Here is a 16,917-nt window from a genome sequence, read left to right as displayed (position 1 = left end):
CTGGGGGGCGGCGGACGAGGGCCGCCCGCAGGCGCCTCCCGTTCTGTGACTCGCAGAGTGTGCTCCTCGCACCCCCGTCCTGTCCACTACGGCTCACACCGTCTCGGCCGGACCGCCCGTCGGGGTGTCGAAGAGATGCTCCTCGACGAGCGCGAGCCGCGCAGGCCGCTGCTCCATCTCCAGCAGCACGACCTCGTTGCGGCCCTCGCGCAGCAGCGGCGCCGGGACGTACAGCGTCTGCTGCGGTCCGACGTGCCAGTAGCGGCCGACGCAGAACCCGTTGACATAGGCCACGCCGTGGCCCGCCGCGGAGACGTCCAGGAAGGTGTCGGCAACCTGCGAGGGCGCCGCCTCGAAGGACGCGGCGATGAGGACGGGGCCGTCGGCACCGTCAGCCGGAGTCGCGCCGTCGGCCGGAGCGCGGTCGGCCGGAGTCGCGCCGTCGGCCGCGCGGGCGACCAGCGCGGCGAGCTCCTCGCCCATGTCCTCGAGCGGCCAGGGGTCGACCTCCCAGCCGTTGAGGAAGCGCGGCTCGCGCCAGACCCCGCCGAGGATGCCCTTGCGCTCGCCCAGGCGCTGGCCGAAGTTCGCGCGGCCGAGGTTCTCGACCAGCAGGTCCACGCGCACGGTCCGACGGGATCCGCCGAGCTCGCCGCGCTCGGGCAGGAGGCGGTCCAGGAGCGGGGTCAGCTCCACGATCTCGCAGGCGGGATGGCGCTCGGTCGTGCCGACCTCCCCGCCGACGACGCCCGCGAAGATCCCGTCGACCCACACCCAGGCGCGGTCGTGGAGATCCCACAGCTCGAGCGGGCGCAGACGGGCGCCGTCGGACGCGCCGTCGGCGCCGGCAGCGCCGTCGGCGCTGTCAGTGCTCGCCGCGATCACCTCGATCTCGATGTCGCGGGAGGCGCGGAGCATGCCGCGCTCGAGGCCCAGGTCCTCGAAGGACGGGATCCTCGGGTGCAGGGCGCCGGGCCGGGCAAGCAGGCCCGTGCCGTGCAGGGACGCGGTCCGCTCGATCGTCAGCTCGGCGGCGGGCAGGTGCGCGGGGGCGGCCTCGATGCCCAGCTGCTCGAGATGCTCCGCCAGCGGCGGGAGCTCGCGGTACCGGCCGATGACCTCGCGGAAGGCGCGGAACTTCTCCGTGAGGGTGCCGTCCTCGGCGATCGGGGCGTCGTAGTCGTAGCTCGTGGTGGTGGGCTGGAGGCGCTCGGCGAAGTTCGCGCCCGCGCGCAGCCCGAAGTTCGTGCCGCCATGGGCCATGTAGAGGTTCACGCTCATGCCGTGCTCGAGCATGTCGGAGAGCTCGCGGGCGGCATCGGCGGCATCCCGCACATGGTGCCGCTCGCCCCAGTGGTCGAACCAGCCGTTCCAGAACTCCATGCACATCTGCGGCTGGTCGGGGAGCTCGACGGACGCCATCTCCAGGGCCTCGAGGGCGCGGGAGCCGAAGTTCAGGGTCGCCCAGGCGCCCTCGACCGTGCCCCCGGTCAGCCACTCCCGGCCGGGGCCGTCGGAGGTCACCAGCAGCTCGTCGATCCCGCGCACGCGCAGGCCGTCGCGCAGATGCTCGAGATGGTCGCGGTCGTCGCCGAAGGAGCCGTACTCGTTCTCCACCTGCACCATCACGACATTGCCGCCGCGGGAGGCCTGGCGGGCGGCGATCACGGGGATCAGCTCGTCGAACCAGGCGTCGACGGCGGCGAGATAGCGCGGATCGCTCGTGCGCAGCGCCAGGTCCCGGTCGGCCAGCAGCCAGCCGGGGAAGCCGCCGTTCTCCCATTCGGCGCAGATGTACGGGCCGGGGCGGACGATCGCATCGAGCCCCAGCTCCTGCGCGATGTCGAGGAAGCGGCCGAGATCGGCGAAGCCCTCGAAGGTCGTCACCCCCGGAGCGGGCTGGTGCACGTTCCAGGCGACATAGGTCTCGACGGTGTCGCAGCCGAGCGCGACCAGGCGCAGCAGGCGGTCGCGCCACAGGTCGGGGTGGATGCGGAAGTAATGGACGGCCCCGGAGATCACCCGGTGCGGCGCGCCGCCGCGGAGAAGCCCCGCGGGCGTGGGCTCGAGCAGTGCGGACATGGTCAGGCCTCCTGGACGACGGCGGATCCGCCGGCGGGGACGAGCAGGGCGCCGTCGGCGTCGGCGCCGGCGAGGAGCTCCCGCCCGCGCACGGCGATCACCTGGTCGGCATCGGAATGGTTGAGGACGAAGAGGAACGAGGTGCCGTCCTCGGCGATGCGGCGCACCGCCTCGACGTCGCGGGCGAGGCCCGGCAGGACGGGGCCGACGCCGGCGCCGTCGGCGATCTGCGCGACCAGCGTGCGCAGGCCGTCGGCCGACGGACGGGCCGCGACGTACCAGGCCGACGCGCCCTCGGACCTGTCACCCCCGGTCCCGTCGTCCCCGGTCCCCCCGATCTCGCGCCGGGTCACCGCGGGCAGGCCGGCGAGCTCGCCGTCGGCCCAGGTGCGGACGGCCTCGGCGCCCTCCAGATGCGTCTTCTCGCTCCACAGGTCGGCGGCGGTGCCGTCGTCCAGGTGCAGGACCTCGCCCTCCTGCAGGGCGTAGAACTCCTCGCTGCGCACCCCGAGGAGCTCCCGGAAAGCGCCCGGGTAGCCGCCGAGGCGGATCCGGTCCTGCTCGTCGACGATCCCGGAGAAGAAGCTGATGACGATGTGCGTGCCGGCCTCGGCCGCGGCGGTCACGCGCGCGGCGTCGGCGTCGGACACCGTGTAGACGGTGGGCAGGACGACGAGGTCGTAGGCCGCGAGGTCCGCGTCCAGCGGCACCAGGTCCACGCCGATCCCGAGATCCCACAGCGCCGTGTACCAGCGCAGCAGCTCGCCCGAGTAGCTCAGGTGCTGGGTCGGATGCGAGTCCAGCTCGCTCCCCCACCAGGACGGATAGTCGACGACGAGCGCCGCCCGGCTGCGCACGCGGGAGCCGGCGACGGGCGCGAGCGCCTCGAGCGCCCGCCCCAGGCCGACGGTGTTGCGCCAGACGTCGGTGTCGCGACCGGCGTGCGGGACCATCGCCGAGTGGAACTTCTCGGCGCCCGCCTGCGACTGCCGCCACTGGAAGAACATGACGCCGTCGGCCCCGCGGGCGACATGCGCGAGCGAGTTGCGCAGCATCTCCCCGGGCCGCTTCGTGCGGTTGCGCGGCTGCCAGTTCACGGCCGACGTCGAATGCTCCATGAGGATCCACGGGTCGCCGCCGCCGACGCCGCGGGTCAGGTCCGCGGCGAGCGCGAGCTCGATCTGGCTGCGGGGGTCCGCGGCGATCAGGTAGTGGTCGTTGGCGATGAGGTCGAGGTCGTCGGCCCAGGAGAAGTAGTCCATCCACTTCGTCGCGCTCGAGAGCATGAGGTTCGTGGTGGTGGGCACGTGCGGGGTGACCTCCCGCAGCACGTCGCGCAGGGCCCGGTAGTGCACGAGCAGCTCGTCCGAGGAGAAGCGGGCGAAGTCCAGCTGCTGGCCCGGGTTCGCGTAGGTCGGCGCGGTGCGCGGCGGCAGGATCTCGTCGAAGGAGTCGTAGCGCTGCGACCAGAAGGCCGTTCCCCAGGCCGCGTTCAGCCCCTCGATCGTGCCGTAGCGGGCCTCGAGCCAGGTGCGGAAGGCCGCGGCGGCGTTGTCGGAGTAGTCGTGCGGGACATGGCAGCCCAGCTCGTTGTCCACATGCCACAGCGCGAGCGCCGGATGATCGCCGTAGCGCTCCGCCATCGTGCGCGTCATCCGCAGCGCGTACTCGCGGAACACCGGCGAGGACACCGCATACGACTGGCGGCCGCCCTGGCCGAGGACCGTCCCGTCCTCCCGCTGCGGCAGGATCTCCGGGTGCCGACGCGTCAGCCACGGCGGCGGGGAGGCCGTCGCCGTCGCGAGCGCGACCCGGATCCCGGCCGCGGCCAGGCGGTCCATCGTCGCATCGAGCCATCCGAAGTCGTACTCGCCCTCGCGCGGCTCGAGCGTCGCCCACGCGAAGATCGCGACGCTGACCAGGTTCACCCCGGCCTCGCGCATCAGCTCGACGTCCTCGAGCCTCACCTCGTCGGGCCACTGCTCGGGGTTGTAGTCGCCGCCGTAGGCGATCCCCTCGACGCCGAGCGGCCAGGGTCGTGCTGCTGCCATCGCTCCTCCAGGAGGCTGCTCCGGGCGCGCGGGCCCGGGAGATCGGATGCGCCGGGCGGGGTCGCCGTCGACGCTCGGGGCCAGCGTAGACGAGATCGCGTGAGCGTTCACGCGATGCTGGTCGGAGGGCGGCGGGAGGGTGGCGACGGACGTGCCCGACGGGAGCGCTCGACGGGAGCGCTCGACGGACGCGGAACCGTGACCGTTCCCAGGCAGACAGGCATGACTTTCCGTGCTACAGCGCCGACATTGCCTCTTGACATGCTGACTGTCGAGGTCATTAATTGGAATCGATCACAGTCCTCGCGTCGATGCCGGGACTGGACGAGCGGGCCACGACGGTGCGGTCCGCTCCCCCGACAGGCTCCGCGACGGCGCGGACCACGACCAGCAGGAGACGGACGATGGAGTTCTCACCCCGGATCGCAGGACGACCCGCCCCGCAGGCGCGCACCTCCCCGGGCCCCCGGCCCACCCGGCGCAGCGCGCTGCTCGGCGGCACGGCCCTCGGGGCCGCGGCGCTCGCGACGCTCAGCGCCTGCAGCGAGGCCCCCGCCGAGGGCGGCGCGGCAGGAGCCGACGGCAGCACCGGGAGCAGCGCGGACGGCGGCCTCGAGTGGGATGACGCGGCCGGCGGCTACGTCATGGAGGAGGCCGTCGCGAGCGGCGAGGCGCCCCTGACGCTGTGGGTCGAGTACGAGGAGTACGGGGACGCGATCGTCGCCGCCTTCCAGGAGCTCCACCCCGACGTGCGGATCGAGGTCGAGATCGTCGCCAAGGTCGACGCCGGTGAGCGCATGGCGCTGGACGGCGAGGCCGGGACCGGGGCCGACGTCTTCACGCTCGCCTACGACCAGCTGGGGCGGACCATCGACGCCGGCGTCGCCGCCCCCATCGGCCAGTACCAGGAGGCGCTGACGGAGCGCACGGGCGAGGTGTTCGTCTCGGCCGTGAGCCGCGACGGGGAGATGCGCGCCGTGCCGATCTCCACCGAGTCGATCGCGCTGTTCTACAACCGCACCCTGCTCGAGGAGCTCACCGGCTCGGCGGAGCCCGCGACCACCTGGGAGGAGATCGCCGAGCTCGCGGCGACCTACAACGACTCCGCCACGAACACGTGGACCATCCGCTTCCTCTCCGGGGAGCTCTACTACGCCTACCCGGTGCTCTCCTCGCTCGGCTGGCAGCTCTACCCCGAGGGCGACATCGAGCAGCCGCACCTGGACTCCCCCGAGCTCACCTCCGGCCTCGAGTACTACGCGACGCTGCGCGAGGTGTGGGACGTGAACTCGGCCGACGCCACTTACGACTCCATCGAGAACGAGTTCGTCAAGGGCGAGACCCCGTACGTCATCACCGGCCCCTGGACCTTCGGCGACTTCGACGCCGCCGCCGAGAGCGTCGGCTTCGAGTACGGCGTGACCACGCTCCCGTCCGTCGCCGACGGCGGCCCCGCCTCCTCCCTCGCCGGTCTGTCCGTCGCCGTCGTCTCCGGGTACACGCCGTATCCGGCGGCGGCGCGCGTGCTCGCCGACTTCCTGGCCTCCGACGCCGGCGCCGCCGCCCTCTACTCCTCGATCGGGGCGATCCCGGCGCTCACCCCGGAGCTGTCCGTCGGCGTCGAGGGCCTCGCCGACGACGAGCACGCCCAGGGCGTCCTCGCGCAGTCGCAGCACGCCGACCTCGTCGAGGAGATCCCCGAGCACCTCTACACCGTGGGCAACGCCCTGGTCGCCAACGTCTGGGACAGCGTCCTGTCCGTCGCCGACGCCCAGGCACAGGCCGAGTCCGACTACGCGAGCCTCTCGGGCCTCGGGGAGTGACGGGGAGAGGCGAGGAGGGACGAGGAAGAACGAGGAGGGACGCCGTGACGAACACGCTCGAGGAGCGGCCCGAGCCGCCGTCGGCCGACGATGCGCGCCCGGCCGCGGCCGACAGCCGGGTTCCGGACGAGGCCGACGGCGCGGGGCCGGCCAGGGCCGACGCCTCGCCGTCGGCCGCCGCCGGCCGGACCGCCGCGCGCGATCTGCCGCCCTGGGCCGTCGGCCTCGCGTCGGCGGTGGTGTGGGGCGGCGGCCAGGCGCTGAACCGGCAGTGGGGAAAGAGCCTCCTCTTCCTCGCGATCATGGCGGGGACCGTGGTGACGGAGCTGGTCACGGGCCACTATCAGAACGTCGTCGACTACAGCTTCCGGCGCCACGGCGGGTTCTTCCTGCGGGGGCTGTGGGGGCTGATCACCCTCGGCACGCAGCCCCGCGAGACGGGCCTGACGGGTCTCACCGAGGGCGACCACTCGATCGTGCTGATGGTCAACGGGCTGATCGCCGCGCTGGTGCTCCTCCTCCTCGGGCTCGTCGCCGCGGGCGGCATCCTGGATGCGGTGCGCACGCGGCGCACGATCCGGCGCACGGGCTCGGCTCCGAGCTCGCGCGCCTGGGCCGTCGACCTCTGGCAGTCGTCGTACGCGTACATCATGCTGTCGCCGCTGCTGGTGCTGCTGCTGTTCGTCAGCGCCCTGCCGATCCTCTTCGGCATCCTCATCGCCTTCACGAACTACAACCGCGACAACCTCCCGCCGCTGCATCTCGTCGAATGGGTGGGCTTCTCGAACTTCGCGAGCATCTTCTCGATCAGCGCCTGGTCGACCACCTTCCTCGGCGTGCTCACCTGGACGATCGTCTGGGCGCTCGTCGCGACGGTGACGACCTACCTCTTCGGGTTCTTCCAGGCCGTCATCCTGAACAGCTCGCGGGTGCGCTTCCCGCGGTTCTGGCGGAGCATCTACATCCTCCCGTGGGCGGTGCCGGCGATGATCTCGGCGCTCGTCTTCCGCTCGATGTTCAACGGGCAGTTCGGGCCGATCAGCCAGTTCCTGCTCGACGTCGGCCTCACCGACGAGCGCATCTACTGGTTCACCGACCCCGGCAATGCGATGCTCGCCCGCATCCTCGCGATCCTCGTGAACCTGTGGCTCGGCTTCCCGTACTTCATGGCGCTCATCGGCGGCGCGCTGACGACCGTCGACCGGAACTGCTACGAGGCGGCGGTCCTCGACGGCGCCTCGTCCTGGCAGATCCTGCGGCGCATCACCTTCCCGATCGTCTACCGGGCGACCGCGCCCCTCGCGGTGCTCGCCTTCGTCAGCAACTTCAACAACTTCGGGGTCATCTACTTCCTCACCCAGGGCGGACCCGCGAATCCCGACTACCAGTTCGCCGGCAGCACGGACCTGCTGATCACCTGGCTGTTCACCCTCACCGTCGACAACCGCCTCTACAACATCGGCGCGGTCATGTCGATCGTCATCTTCGTGATGGTGGGGACCTTCTCCCTGTGGAACCTCAAGAGATCGAGGGCCTTCGATGAGCTCTGACATCGCCGGCGCCCACCGCGCCTCCCCCGCCGCTCGGCCCGCCGGCCGCGCAGGCCGCCCCGGGAGCCCCGGGTGCTCCGACCGCGCAGCGGTCCTCTGGGACCGCGCCAAGACGATCCTGATCCACCTCGAGCTGGCCGTGCTGGCCGTCGTCGTGATCTATCCGCTGGTGTGGGTCGTCGGCGCCTCCTTCGGATCGACCGGCGGCCTCGCCCAGGCCTCCGCGATCCCCTCGGATCCCTCGCTCGTGAACTACGTGCGGCTCCTGACCGCGACCGACTTCCCCCGCTGGTATCTCAACTCGCTGATCGTCGCGACCAGCAACATGGTGCTCAGCGTCGTCATCTCGGCCTTCAGCGCATACATCTTCTCCAGGATCCGCTTCCGCGGCCGCAAGACCGCGCTCACGGCGATGCTGATCCTCCAGATCTTCCCGACGTTCCTCAGCGCCATCGCCGTGTACATGCTGTTCCTGAACTTCGGCATGCTCGACAGCCTCGTCGGGCTCATCATCGCGAGCCTCGCCGCCCAGCTGCCGTACAACACCTGGCTGCTCAAGGGGTACGTCGACGGCATCCCCACGAGCTTCGACGAGGCCGCCCTCATCGACGGCGCCTCCCGCACGCAGATCTTCACGCGGATCCTGCTGCCGCTGATGACGCCGATGCTGACCTTCGTCGCCATCACCCAGTTCGCGGTGCCGTGGATGGACTTCATCCTCCCGAAGCTGCTGATCAGCAGCCCGCAGAACAAGACCATCGCGATCGGCCTGTTCGAGATGATCGCCGACGAGACCCGCAACCAGTTCACGACCTTCGCCGCGGGCGCCGTCCTCGTCGCCGTGCCGATCACCATCCTGTACATCGTGCTGCAGAAGCACCTGATCAGCGGCCTCACGGCCGGAGGGGAGAAGGGATGACCGCCATGCGGGAGATCCGCGGCGCCGACGCGTCGATGACCGAGGAGCTCGAGGAGCTCGGCGCCGTCTTCCGGCACCGGGACGGCCGGGCCGACGACCTGTTCCGCATCATGGCCGCCGAGGGCGCGACCCTCTCGCGCCTGCGCCTCTGGGTCGACCCGTACGAGGGCGGGGCCGACGGCGGGTCCGGCGGCCGGGCCCCGTTCCTCGGCGGCACGAACGATCTCGAGCGCACCCTCCGGCTCGCCCGACGCTCCCGCGCGGCCGGCCTCGACGTCATGCTCGACCTCCATTACAGCGACTTCTGGACCGACCCCAAGAAGCAGCAGCTCCCCCGCGCCTGGGCCGGGATGGGCGAGGACGAGCTCGTCGCGACCGTCGAGTCCTACACGCGCACGGTCCTGCGCCGCTTCGCCGACGAGGGCATCGACCTCGCCCACGTGCAGGTCGGCAACGAGATCACCAACGGCATGCTCTGGCCGATCGGCCGCACGCCCCGCTACGACCTCGAGACCCGCCGCTTCGAGGAGGTCCCCTCCGGCGAGCGCGCCCGCCAGTACGACGCCCTCGCCCGGCTCCTCGCCGCCGGGGCGCGCGCGGTCCGCGCGGAGGCGCCCGACGCCCGGATCGTGCTGCACCTCGACGCCGGCGGGGCCGACGACCTCTACCGCGCCTGGTTCGACGAGATCATCGGCCGCGGCGTCGAGGTCGACGTGATCGGCCTGTCCTACTACCCCCTCTGGCACGGCACCCTCGACGACCTCGGCCGCAACCTCGCCGCCCTCGCCGAGCGCTTCGGCCGCGACCTGTGCGTCGTCGAGACCGCCTACGCCCACCGCCCCGACACCGCCGACGGCGCCTTCGCGATCTTCGACGCCCCCGCCGCGGAGAAGGTCGGCTACCCCGCATCCGTCGACGGCCAGCGACGCTTCCTCGAGGACCTCCGCGCCACGATCGCGCGGACCCCCGGCGGCCACGGCCTCGGCTTCATCTACTGGGAGCCCGCGTGGCTCCCGATCCCAGGCACCAGCTGGGCGAGCCGCGCCGGCATGGAGTACGGCGACGACATCGCCGAGGGCGGCAACAACTGGTCCAACCAGGCCCTCGTCGACGAGACCGGACGCGCGCTCGAGTCCTGGTCCGCATACCGCCCCGCGATGGGCTGACCCCGACCCCCGCGGCATCCGGCCGCGGCAGGTCGCGACTCAGATCGCGACAGGAAGGAGGAGAACGATGGCGTTCTCGACCAGCAGGGAATGGCGCCCCACCCGACGATCCGCGCTCCTCGGAGCGGCAGGGCTCGTCGCCGCAGGTGCGACGGCCGGCTCGGTCCGCACCGCGGCACGGGCAGAGGCCGCCGGCAACGGCGGATTCATCATGGGAGGGGATCTCGGCATGCTCACCGAGGTGGAGTCCCTCGGCGGGGTCTTCTCCGACGGAGGCGTCGTCGGGGACCCCGTGGCGATCATGGCCGCCCACGGCATGAATCTCGCCCGACTCCGGCTCTGGGTGGATCCCTATTCGTCCACCGGTGAACCGTATGGAGGCGGCACCAATGATCTCCCGACGACCATCGCCATGGCGCAGCGTGCGAAGGCGCAGGGAATGCAGGTCCTCCTCGATCTCCACCTGAGCGACTGGTGGGCCGACCCCGGCACGCAGACGAAGCCGAAGGCCTGGCAAGCTCTGTCCTTCACCGATCTCGTCAGCACGGTCCGCAGCTACACCGAAGACGTCACGGACCAGATGCGCGCCGCCGGCGTGCTCCCGGACATGGTCCAGATGGGCAACGAGGAGTCCGCCGGGATCCTCTGGGATGACGGGAAGATCGGCGACGGCGTCTCCGATTTCGCTCCGCTGGCCCAGCTCCTGCAGGCAGGCATCGACGGTGTGCACGCCGCTCTCGGAACAGGCGAGTCCGTCGAGATCGTCCTCCACCTCGATCAAGGAGGTGACAATGCCCTGTACCGGTGGTGGTTCGACGGCATCGTCGCTGAAGGCGTCGATTTCGACGTCATCGGCCTGTCGTTCTACCCGTTCTGGCACGGGACCATGGGCGACCTCGCCGTCAATCTCAACGACATCTCGGCGCGCTACGGCAAGGACGTCCTCGTCGTCGAGACCTCATACGGGTGGACGCTCGAGGACGGCGACGGCCTCGGGAACTCGTTCTACACGGCAGAAGAGGCGACCGGCGGATATCCCGCGACCGTCGCGGGGCAGACCGCGTTCCTCCGCGATCTGCGCGATCTGATCCGAGCCGTTCCCGGTGGCCGGGGTCGCGGGCTCGTCTGGTGGGAGCCCGCCTGGCTCCCCGTCGAGGGAGCGAACTGGGGGTCGGAAGCCGGCAAGGAGGACAACGACGATTCCGGCGATCTGTCGAATCCGTGGGACAACCAGACGCTCTTCGACTGGGACGGCGAGGCCCTCGCCACCCTCGCCGTCTTCGACGAGACCCCGCATGACGATCTGATCGTCAACGGCGGCTTCGAGGCCGACGGATATACGAACTCGCCCTCCGGCTGGGGCGTCTGGTCACAGGTGCCCGCGGATGCGGATGCGGTGTTCACCCAGGACCCCGCCGTCGTCGGCACCTACAAGCTGACGCATTGGAAAGCGACCGCCTACACCGTCTCCACCTATCAGACGATCACAGGCCTGGCGAGCGGCACCTATCGCGTCTCCGCATGGGTGCTGAGCAGCGGCGGCCAGAACGCCGCCTATCTGTATGTGAAGCAGCACGGCTCTGCGGAGGCTCGCGCGGACATTCCTGCCTCGCCGAGCGCGTGGGTCCGAGTGATGCTCGACGTGACGGTCACGACCGGCATCCTCGAGCTCGGGTTCTACTCCGACGCGAACGCCGACGACTGGATCAACGTCGATGATGTCCGCGTGATCGCCGCGTACTGACCAAGACCGCGGGCCGCCGAAGCAATCCGGGCCTCCGTTCCGCGTCTCCTCGGCGTGACGCGGGACGGCGGTCAGGGCACCGAGCGGTCGGAAGAGTCAGCCCGCCGTCGCCTGCCGCTTCTCCTGGAACCGGTGGATGGCATAGCCGATCGTCCAACCGACGAGGCCGAACAGCAGGAACACGCCGATGGCGACCGGCGGGGTGAACCAGCCGCTGACGAGGAGCAGCGGGAGGACGATCACGAGCATCGCCAGGAAGTGCACGAGGGAGCGCTTCGCGAGCGACCAGGCGTCGATGTCGTAGAGCGGGATCGCCATGATGACGGCCGCGGCGATGAGCCCGGCCACCCAGGTGCTCCTCGCCTGGGCGGCATCCTCGATGAAGAACGAGAGGGACACCATCACCGCCCCGGTGATCGCACCGGAGATGATGAACGGCCTCGCTCTTCTCATACCGGCGACTGTAGCGCGGGAAGACCGGCGCGCTGGGGCCGACGGCCGTCGGCCCATCCGCCGTCGGCCGATCCGCCGTCGGCCGATCCCTCGCCCCCTGAACGCGCAGGCGGGTCCGGCGTCCCCGGAGGGACGTCGGACCCGCCTCGACGTCGGACCCGCACGGAGCCGGACCCGCTCGTCGGCCGAGCACGCGCACACGCGCGCGGCGCGGCCGACGGGCGTGACCCGGCCGTCGGACCCGCCCGTCGGACCGGGCGTCAGCCCTTGACGGCGCCCTCGGTGAGGCCTCCGCGCCAGAAGCGCTGGAGGACCAGGATGAGGATCGCCAGGGGGATCACGGAGAGCAGCGCGCCGCCGACCGTGAGCTGGTAGAACTCGGGCAGCCGGTCGGTCTGGGCCCTCCAGTTGTCCAGGCCGAGGGTGATCGGGTAGAGCCGCTCGTCGGCGAGCATCACCAGCGGCAGGAAGTAGTTGTTCCAGATCGCGACGAACTGGAACAGCAGGATCGTCACGACCGCCGGGGTGAGCTGCGGGAGGGCCAGACGATGGAACAGGCCCAGCTCGCCGACGCCGTCGATGCGGCCGGCCTCGAGCATCGAGTCCGGGACCGCGGCCCCCGCGTAGACGGAGGCGAGGAACAGGCCGAACGGGCTGACCAGCGAGGGGATCAGCACCGACCAGTAGGTGTTGGTCAGGCCCACGGAGCTGAACAGGAAGAACAGCGGGAGGGCGACGGCGGTGCCGGGGACGAGGACGCCGCCGAGGATCAGCACGTAGACGGCGGTGCGGCCCGGGAAGCGGTACTTGGCGAGGGCGTAGCCGCCGGCGACCGCGAAGTAGGTCGCGAGCACCGAGCCGACGCCGGAGTACAGGATCGAGTTCAGCGCCCAGCGCGGGAAGATCCCGCCGTTGGCGCTGAACACGGCCTTGATGTTCGCGAACAGCTCGAAGCTGTCGCCGAACCAGAAGCCGCTCGTGCCGAAGAGGTCCTCGGTGGTCTTCGTGGCGTTCACGACGACCCAGTAGACGGGGATCAGGAAGTAGATCGCCACGATCGCGAGGATCGCGGTGACGATGATCGTCGTCGTGGGCTTGCGTCCGGCGTCGCGGGCGCCGGCGCGGTTGTCGCGCGCGTTCGCGCGACGCTGCCCGCCCGTCCGGCCGGTTCCGTCGACGGGGGTCTTCTCCACGGTGCTCATCGGCGCTTCTCCGTCCACTGCGAGATTCCCAGCGCGATCGCCGACAGCAGGAACGCGGCCACCGCGATGATCACGGCCTGCGCGGCCGCCATCCCGATGTCGTTGTACTGGAAGGCGTAGGCGTAGGCGGACATGTTGGGGGTGTACTCCGAGGTGATGCCGGAGCTCATGGTCTGCAGCAGCCTCGGCTCGGCGAAGAGCTGCAGGGTGCCGATGATCGAGAAGATGACGGTCAGCACGAGCGCCGGCCGGATCAGCGGCAGCTGGATCGAGCGGGCGACGCGGAAGGAGCCGGCGCCGTCGATCTTCGCCGCCTCGTAGAGCTCGCCGGGGACGGCCTTGAGCTGGGCGATGATGATCAGCATGTTGTAGCCGGTGTAGGTCCAGGTCACGATGTTCGCGATGGACCACAGCACCATGTTCGGGCCCAGGAAGTCGACGTCGATGCCGACCAGGGCGAGGACGTCGACGATCGGCGACAGCCCCGGGATGTAGAGGAACGACCACAGGATCGTGGCGATGACGCCGGGGATGCCGTAGGGCAGGAAGTAGGTCGCGCGGAAGAACCCGGGGAAGCGGGCGCTGACGGTCTCGAGCAGCAGCGCGAGGATCGTCGCGGCGACGATCATGACGGTCACCTGCACGGCGCCGAACAGGATCATGCGGCCGATGGAGGCGATGAAGTTCGCGTTCGTCAGCGCCGCGACATAGTTGTCGAAGCCGGCGAAGGAGCTGGTCACTCCGCCTTCGCCGAGCAGGCCGGAGCGCTGCACGCGGCTGAAGGAGTAGCCGATCGCCATGATGATCGGGACGATCATCATCAGGACGAACAGGAGCAGGAAAGGTGCCAGCAGCACCCAGGGGGCGGTTCTCGACCTCATCGTGCGACCTCCGCGTTCAGTCCGATGTCTCGCATGATCGTGACGATCTCCGTCTGGGACTCGGCGAACATGTCGCCCATCCCCATCTCCCCGTTGATGACCGAGGTCATGCCGTCGCCGACGATCGCCATGGCGCGCTGCATGAGGGGAGCCCAGGTCCAGTCGAGGTTCTGGCCGGCGGCCATGTCGACGATGACGTCCTCGTTGTAGTTCTGGCCGGAGAAGAACTCCGAGGGCTGCTGCCGGATCTCGCCGATGTAGTCGGCGGCCGGGGACCAGCCGATGCCGGAGTGCTCGATCATCGCGTCGATGCCCGCGGGATCGGTGCACATCCAGGTGAGGAACTCGAGCGCCTCGGCAGGATGCCGGCTGTTGGCGAGGATCGCGGCCGACGAGCCGCCGTGCGCCCCCGAGGCGTAGCCGGTGTCCCAGGTGGGCATGGGCGCGACGGCCCATTTCCCGGCGCCGTCGGGCACGGATTCCACGAGCGCGTCGGACCAGGATCCGGAGATCGTGGCCAGCACGTTCCCGTCGCCGGCGGCGGCCATCCACGGGGTCGAGAAGGCTCCGTAGCCGGTGCCGACGAGCTTGTCGGCGAGGATCCCGTCCCAGAAGGAGGCGACCTCGAGGGAGGCGTCGTCGGTCATGTCGACGATCCAGCCGTCGCCCTCGGGGCGGAACCACACGGCCCCGGCCTGCATCGCCCAGCCGACGGGATAGGAGCCGTCGGTCGGGTCGAGGGTCATGAGGGTCTTGCCGGCCTCGGAGACCTCCCCCGCGACCTCGCGGAAGGCGTCCCAGGTGCTCGGCGCCTCGAGGCCGAGCTCGCCCTCGAGGACCTCGCGGTTGTAGAAGGTGGCGATCGGACCGGTGTCCTGCGGGACGCCCCAGTAGGAGTCGCCGACCTTCGCCTGGCTGATCGCGCCGGGATCGAACTTCTCCACGTCATCGCCGAAGCCGTAGCGGGAGAGGTCGACGAGCGCCCCGGCGAGCGCGAACTCGGGGAGGCTGCGCAGCTCGACCTGGGCGATGTCGGGCCCTCCGCCCGCGGCGACCGCCGACAGGATCTTGGCGTAGCCGCCGCTGTTGCCTCCGGGGATCCAGACGGCCTCGACCTGGATGCGGTCCTGGGTCGCGTTGTAGACGTCGGCGACCTTCTGCAGGTCCTTCAGCCAGGCCCAGTAGGTCAGCGTCACGGGTCCGTCGGAGGCGGGGATGGTGGGTTCGGCGTTCACCTCGCCTGGGTTCGGCGGTGCGCAGGCGGCCAGGGCGGCGGCCGTGAGCGCGGCGCCGGATCCGGCCAATGCGGATCGCCTCGAGAAACGTCGCATGGGAGTGTGCTCCTCTCATCCTCATCGTTGAGGTAGCACGACCCTAGCAGTCACTGACCAGTGTTCGGTTTCCGTCACCGCACGCCTCCCACCTGCAACGTTGAACGAAAGCGTTTCCCGGCGCGAGGCGGCGGGGCATCCCGGAGTCGCCCCGGCAAGCGCCGACGAGGGCACGCTCCCACCCCCGGAGGCGGCACGGATCGCACCGTCCCCGCAGGTCAGAATGGTGATGCGGGACACTCCGCAGAACGCTGCGCGTCAGTTCCCAGCAGCGCTCGAATCGGTGCTGCCGGAGGCGGAGGACGACGAGCCCGACGTTCCCGAGGAGGAGCCGGTCGTCGAGTCCGTCGTGCTCGAGGAGCTGTCGGTGGTGCCGGTGTCGGCCGTCGCGTCGCCGGAGCTGTCGCTCGTGGAGTCATCGCTCGTCGTGCTATCCGTCGAGGACCCATCGGCCGTCGAGTCGCTCGTGGAGCCGTCGGTCGTGGAATCGGTCGTGGAGCTGTCGGTCGTGGAGTCGGTGGAGTCGCTCGAGGAGTCGTCCGTCGTCGAGCCGCTCGTGCTCGAGTCGCTCGTGCTCGCATCGCCCGAGGAGGAGTCGCTCGTGCTCGAGTCCCCGGTCGAGGAGCTGCTCGAGGAGTCGCTCGACGAGGAGTCGTCCGAGGTCGTGCTGTCGTCGGTCGTCGTGCTCGAGCTCGAGGAGTCGTCGTCGGCCGTGCCGGAGCCGTCGGTGCTCTCATCGGCCGACGAGGCATCGGCGGTCGACGAGTCGGCGGTGTCGTCGCTCGCGGACGAGGAGCTGCCGGTGACCGAGCGCTGGATCTGGCCGGTGCCGGGCGAGAGCTCGATGCCGAACACGCGCTGCACGGCGAACACGCCGCCGAAGGCGAGAAGGGCGATCGCGAGGCTCATCAGCGCGATGCGCAGGACCTTCCGCGCAGGCCCGGGCTCCGCCGCGGCGGTCCGGTTCCCGCCGGCCGCCTCGGCGCTGAGGCCCTCGCGCCCGTCGGCGACGAGCCCCTCCGAGCCGACGGTCCCGTCCCGGCCGGCGGCCCCGTCCCGGCCGGCGGCCCGATCAGCATCATGGGCCGCGTCGATCCCGTCGACGCCGCCGATCGCCGCGGCCATCGCCTCGACCGCGGCCGCCCGATCGCCCGCGGGCAGGTCCCGCTCCCCCGGGCCCGTCGCGAGGCCCGTCTCCGGGTCGAGGCCGCGGAGACGGCGCAGCTTGCGGGTCTTCGCCTCCTTCAGCTTCGCGGCGCTGCGGCGCACGGAATCCGTGTAGAGCGCGACCGCGCCCGCGGAGACCACCGACGTGACGGCCGCGCCGATCACGGTGCCGGCGACACCGAGATGGCCGCCGACCACGGAGGCCGTCGCGGCCGCCGCGCCGCCCGCGATCAGGCTCGTCGGCGAGAGCTTCTTGATCGCCGACTCGGGCTCGCCCTCGGACGCCGCTTCCTGCGGGCCCTCCGACGGGGAGCCCGCGCGGATCACGGTCGTGCGGGAGTCCGCGTCGTCGACTCCGACGCTCGCACGAGCGTCGGCGTCGAGGGGACGGACAGTGGTGGAACGGACGGAGACTGCTGCCATGGGCAGACTGTGCCGCGGCGAGGTGGGAGTTTCCGAGGACCTGCCTCACTCCCGCCCGAGTATGCACACAATCCCCGCGATCCGTCCCGGCGGCCTGCACGATCTCCCCCGGCTCCCCCGAACTC

The 16,917-nt window shown here is 70.8% G+C and carries 12 protein-coding genes; 5 read left to right on the top strand and 7 right to left on the bottom strand.

All coding sequences use genetic code 11. From position 1 onward, the window contains the following. Positions 1–93: 93 nt before the first annotated feature. On the bottom strand, positions 94–2,082 hold the full coding sequence (locus ACXET9_RS11575; protein ID WP_457886747.1) for a glycoside hydrolase family 35 protein: 1,989 nt from the start codon (positions 2,080–2,082) through the stop codon (positions 94–96). A gap of 2 nt (positions 2,083–2,084) precedes the next feature. Further along, complete coding sequence (locus ACXET9_RS11570; protein ID WP_457886746.1) at positions 2,085–4,133, bottom strand: beta-galactosidase; 2,049 nt, start codon at positions 4,131–4,133, stop codon at positions 2,085–2,087. Positions 4,134–4,537: 404 nt separating this feature from the next. Between ACXET9_RS11570 and ACXET9_RS11565 the strand changes: the two genes are divergently transcribed. The 5 genes from ACXET9_RS11565 to ACXET9_RS11545 all read left to right on the top strand — a co-directional run bounded on the left by ACXET9_RS11565 (position 4,538) and on the right by ACXET9_RS11545 (position 11,335). Beyond that, positions 4,538–5,956 (top strand): extracellular solute-binding protein, encoded by a 1,419-nt coding sequence (locus ACXET9_RS11565; protein ID WP_457886745.1) that lies wholly within the window; start codon positions 4,538–4,540, stop codon positions 5,954–5,956. Positions 5,957–6,000: 44 nt separating this feature from the next. Beyond that, the gene (locus tag ACXET9_RS11560) at positions 6,001–7,506 is read left to right on the top strand and encodes a carbohydrate ABC transporter permease (protein ID WP_457886744.1); all 1,506 of its coding nucleotides are present in this window, start codon (positions 6,001–6,003) and stop codon (positions 7,504–7,506) included. Continuing rightward, positions 7,496–8,425, top strand: a complete 930-nt coding sequence (locus ACXET9_RS11555) for a sugar ABC transporter permease (RefSeq protein WP_457886743.1) — start codon at positions 7,496–7,498, stop codon at positions 8,423–8,425. The genes ACXET9_RS11560 and ACXET9_RS11555 overlap by 11 nt, the downstream gene beginning before the upstream one ends. Beyond that, positions 8,422–9,591 (top strand): glycoside hydrolase family 53 protein, encoded by a 1,170-nt coding sequence (locus ACXET9_RS11550; RefSeq protein ID WP_457886742.1) that lies wholly within the window; start codon positions 8,422–8,424, stop codon positions 9,589–9,591. The genes ACXET9_RS11555 and ACXET9_RS11550 overlap by 4 nt, the downstream gene beginning before the upstream one ends. A gap of 67 nt (positions 9,592–9,658) precedes the next feature. Further along, complete coding sequence (locus tag ACXET9_RS11545; RefSeq protein ID WP_457886741.1) at positions 9,659–11,335, top strand: glycoside hydrolase family 53 protein; 1,677 nt, start codon at positions 9,659–9,661, stop codon at positions 11,333–11,335. A 96-nt stretch (positions 11,336–11,431) separates the two neighbouring features. On the opposite strand, the gene ACXET9_RS11540 is transcribed toward ACXET9_RS11545, so the two are convergent. From ACXET9_RS11540 to ACXET9_RS11520, 5 genes are all read right to left on the bottom strand, one after another. After that, complete coding sequence (locus ACXET9_RS11540) at positions 11,432–11,788, bottom strand: DUF3021 family protein (protein WP_457886740.1); 357 nt, start codon at positions 11,786–11,788, stop codon at positions 11,432–11,434. A 260-nt stretch (positions 11,789–12,048) separates the two neighbouring features. Then, a complete protein-coding gene (locus ACXET9_RS11535; protein ID WP_457886739.1) occupies positions 12,049–12,990 on the bottom strand; it encodes a carbohydrate ABC transporter permease in 942 nt (313 codons plus the stop codon). Continuing rightward, a complete protein-coding gene (locus tag ACXET9_RS11530) occupies positions 12,987–13,871 on the bottom strand; it encodes a carbohydrate ABC transporter permease (protein WP_457886738.1) in 885 nt (294 codons plus the stop codon). Before ACXET9_RS11530 ends, ACXET9_RS11535 begins: the two co-directional genes overlap by 4 nt. Continuing rightward, the gene (locus ACXET9_RS11525; RefSeq protein WP_457886737.1) at positions 13,868–15,202 is read right to left on the bottom strand and encodes an ABC transporter substrate-binding protein; all 1,335 of its coding nucleotides are present in this window, start codon (positions 15,200–15,202) and stop codon (positions 13,868–13,870) included. The genes ACXET9_RS11530 and ACXET9_RS11525 overlap by 4 nt, the downstream gene beginning before the upstream one ends. A 258-nt stretch (positions 15,203–15,460) precedes the next feature. Next, complete coding sequence (locus ACXET9_RS11520; protein ID WP_457886736.1) at positions 15,461–16,792, bottom strand: hypothetical protein; 1,332 nt, start codon at positions 16,790–16,792, stop codon at positions 15,461–15,463. Positions 16,793–16,917 lie beyond the last annotated feature (125 nt).

The sequence above is a fragment of the Brachybacterium netajii (SeqCode) genome, assembly GCF_054114245.1.
Note: the sequence above shows the minus strand (reverse complement) of the source record. Positions and strands in the feature narration are given on the sequence as shown.

Coding starts and splice junctions, on each gene's coding strand:
- ACXET9_RS11575 (WP_457886747.1), bottom strand. CDS start 2,082: ATGTCCGCACTGCTCGAGCCCACGCCCGCGGGGCTTCTCCGCGGCGGC.
- ACXET9_RS11570 (WP_457886746.1), bottom strand. CDS start 4,133: ATGGCAGCAGCACGACCCTGGCCGCTCGGCGTCGAGGGGATCGCCTAC.
- ACXET9_RS11565 (WP_457886745.1), top strand. CDS start 4,538: ATGGAGTTCTCACCCCGGATCGCAGGACGACCCGCCCCGCAGGCGCGC.
- ACXET9_RS11555 (WP_457886743.1), top strand. CDS start 7,496: ATGAGCTCTGACATCGCCGGCGCCCACCGCGCCTCCCCCGCCGCTCGG.
- ACXET9_RS11550 (WP_457886742.1), top strand. CDS start 8,422: ATGACCGCCATGCGGGAGATCCGCGGCGCCGACGCGTCGATGACCGAG.
- ACXET9_RS11545 (WP_457886741.1), top strand. CDS start 9,659: ATGGCGTTCTCGACCAGCAGGGAATGGCGCCCCACCCGACGATCCGCG.
- ACXET9_RS11540 (WP_457886740.1), bottom strand. CDS start 11,788: ATGAGAAGAGCGAGGCCGTTCATCATCTCCGGTGCGATCACCGGGGCG.
- ACXET9_RS11535 (WP_457886739.1), bottom strand. CDS start 12,990: ATGAGCACCGTGGAGAAGACCCCCGTCGACGGAACCGGCCGGACGGGC.
- ACXET9_RS11530 (WP_457886738.1), bottom strand. CDS start 13,871: ATGAGGTCGAGAACCGCCCCCTGGGTGCTGCTGGCACCTTTCCTGCTC.
- ACXET9_RS11525 (WP_457886737.1), bottom strand. CDS start 15,202: ATGCGACGTTTCTCGAGGCGATCCGCATTGGCCGGATCCGGCGCCGCG.
- ACXET9_RS11520 (WP_457886736.1), bottom strand. CDS start 16,792: ATGGCAGCAGTCTCCGTCCGTTCCACCACTGTCCGTCCCCTCGACGCC.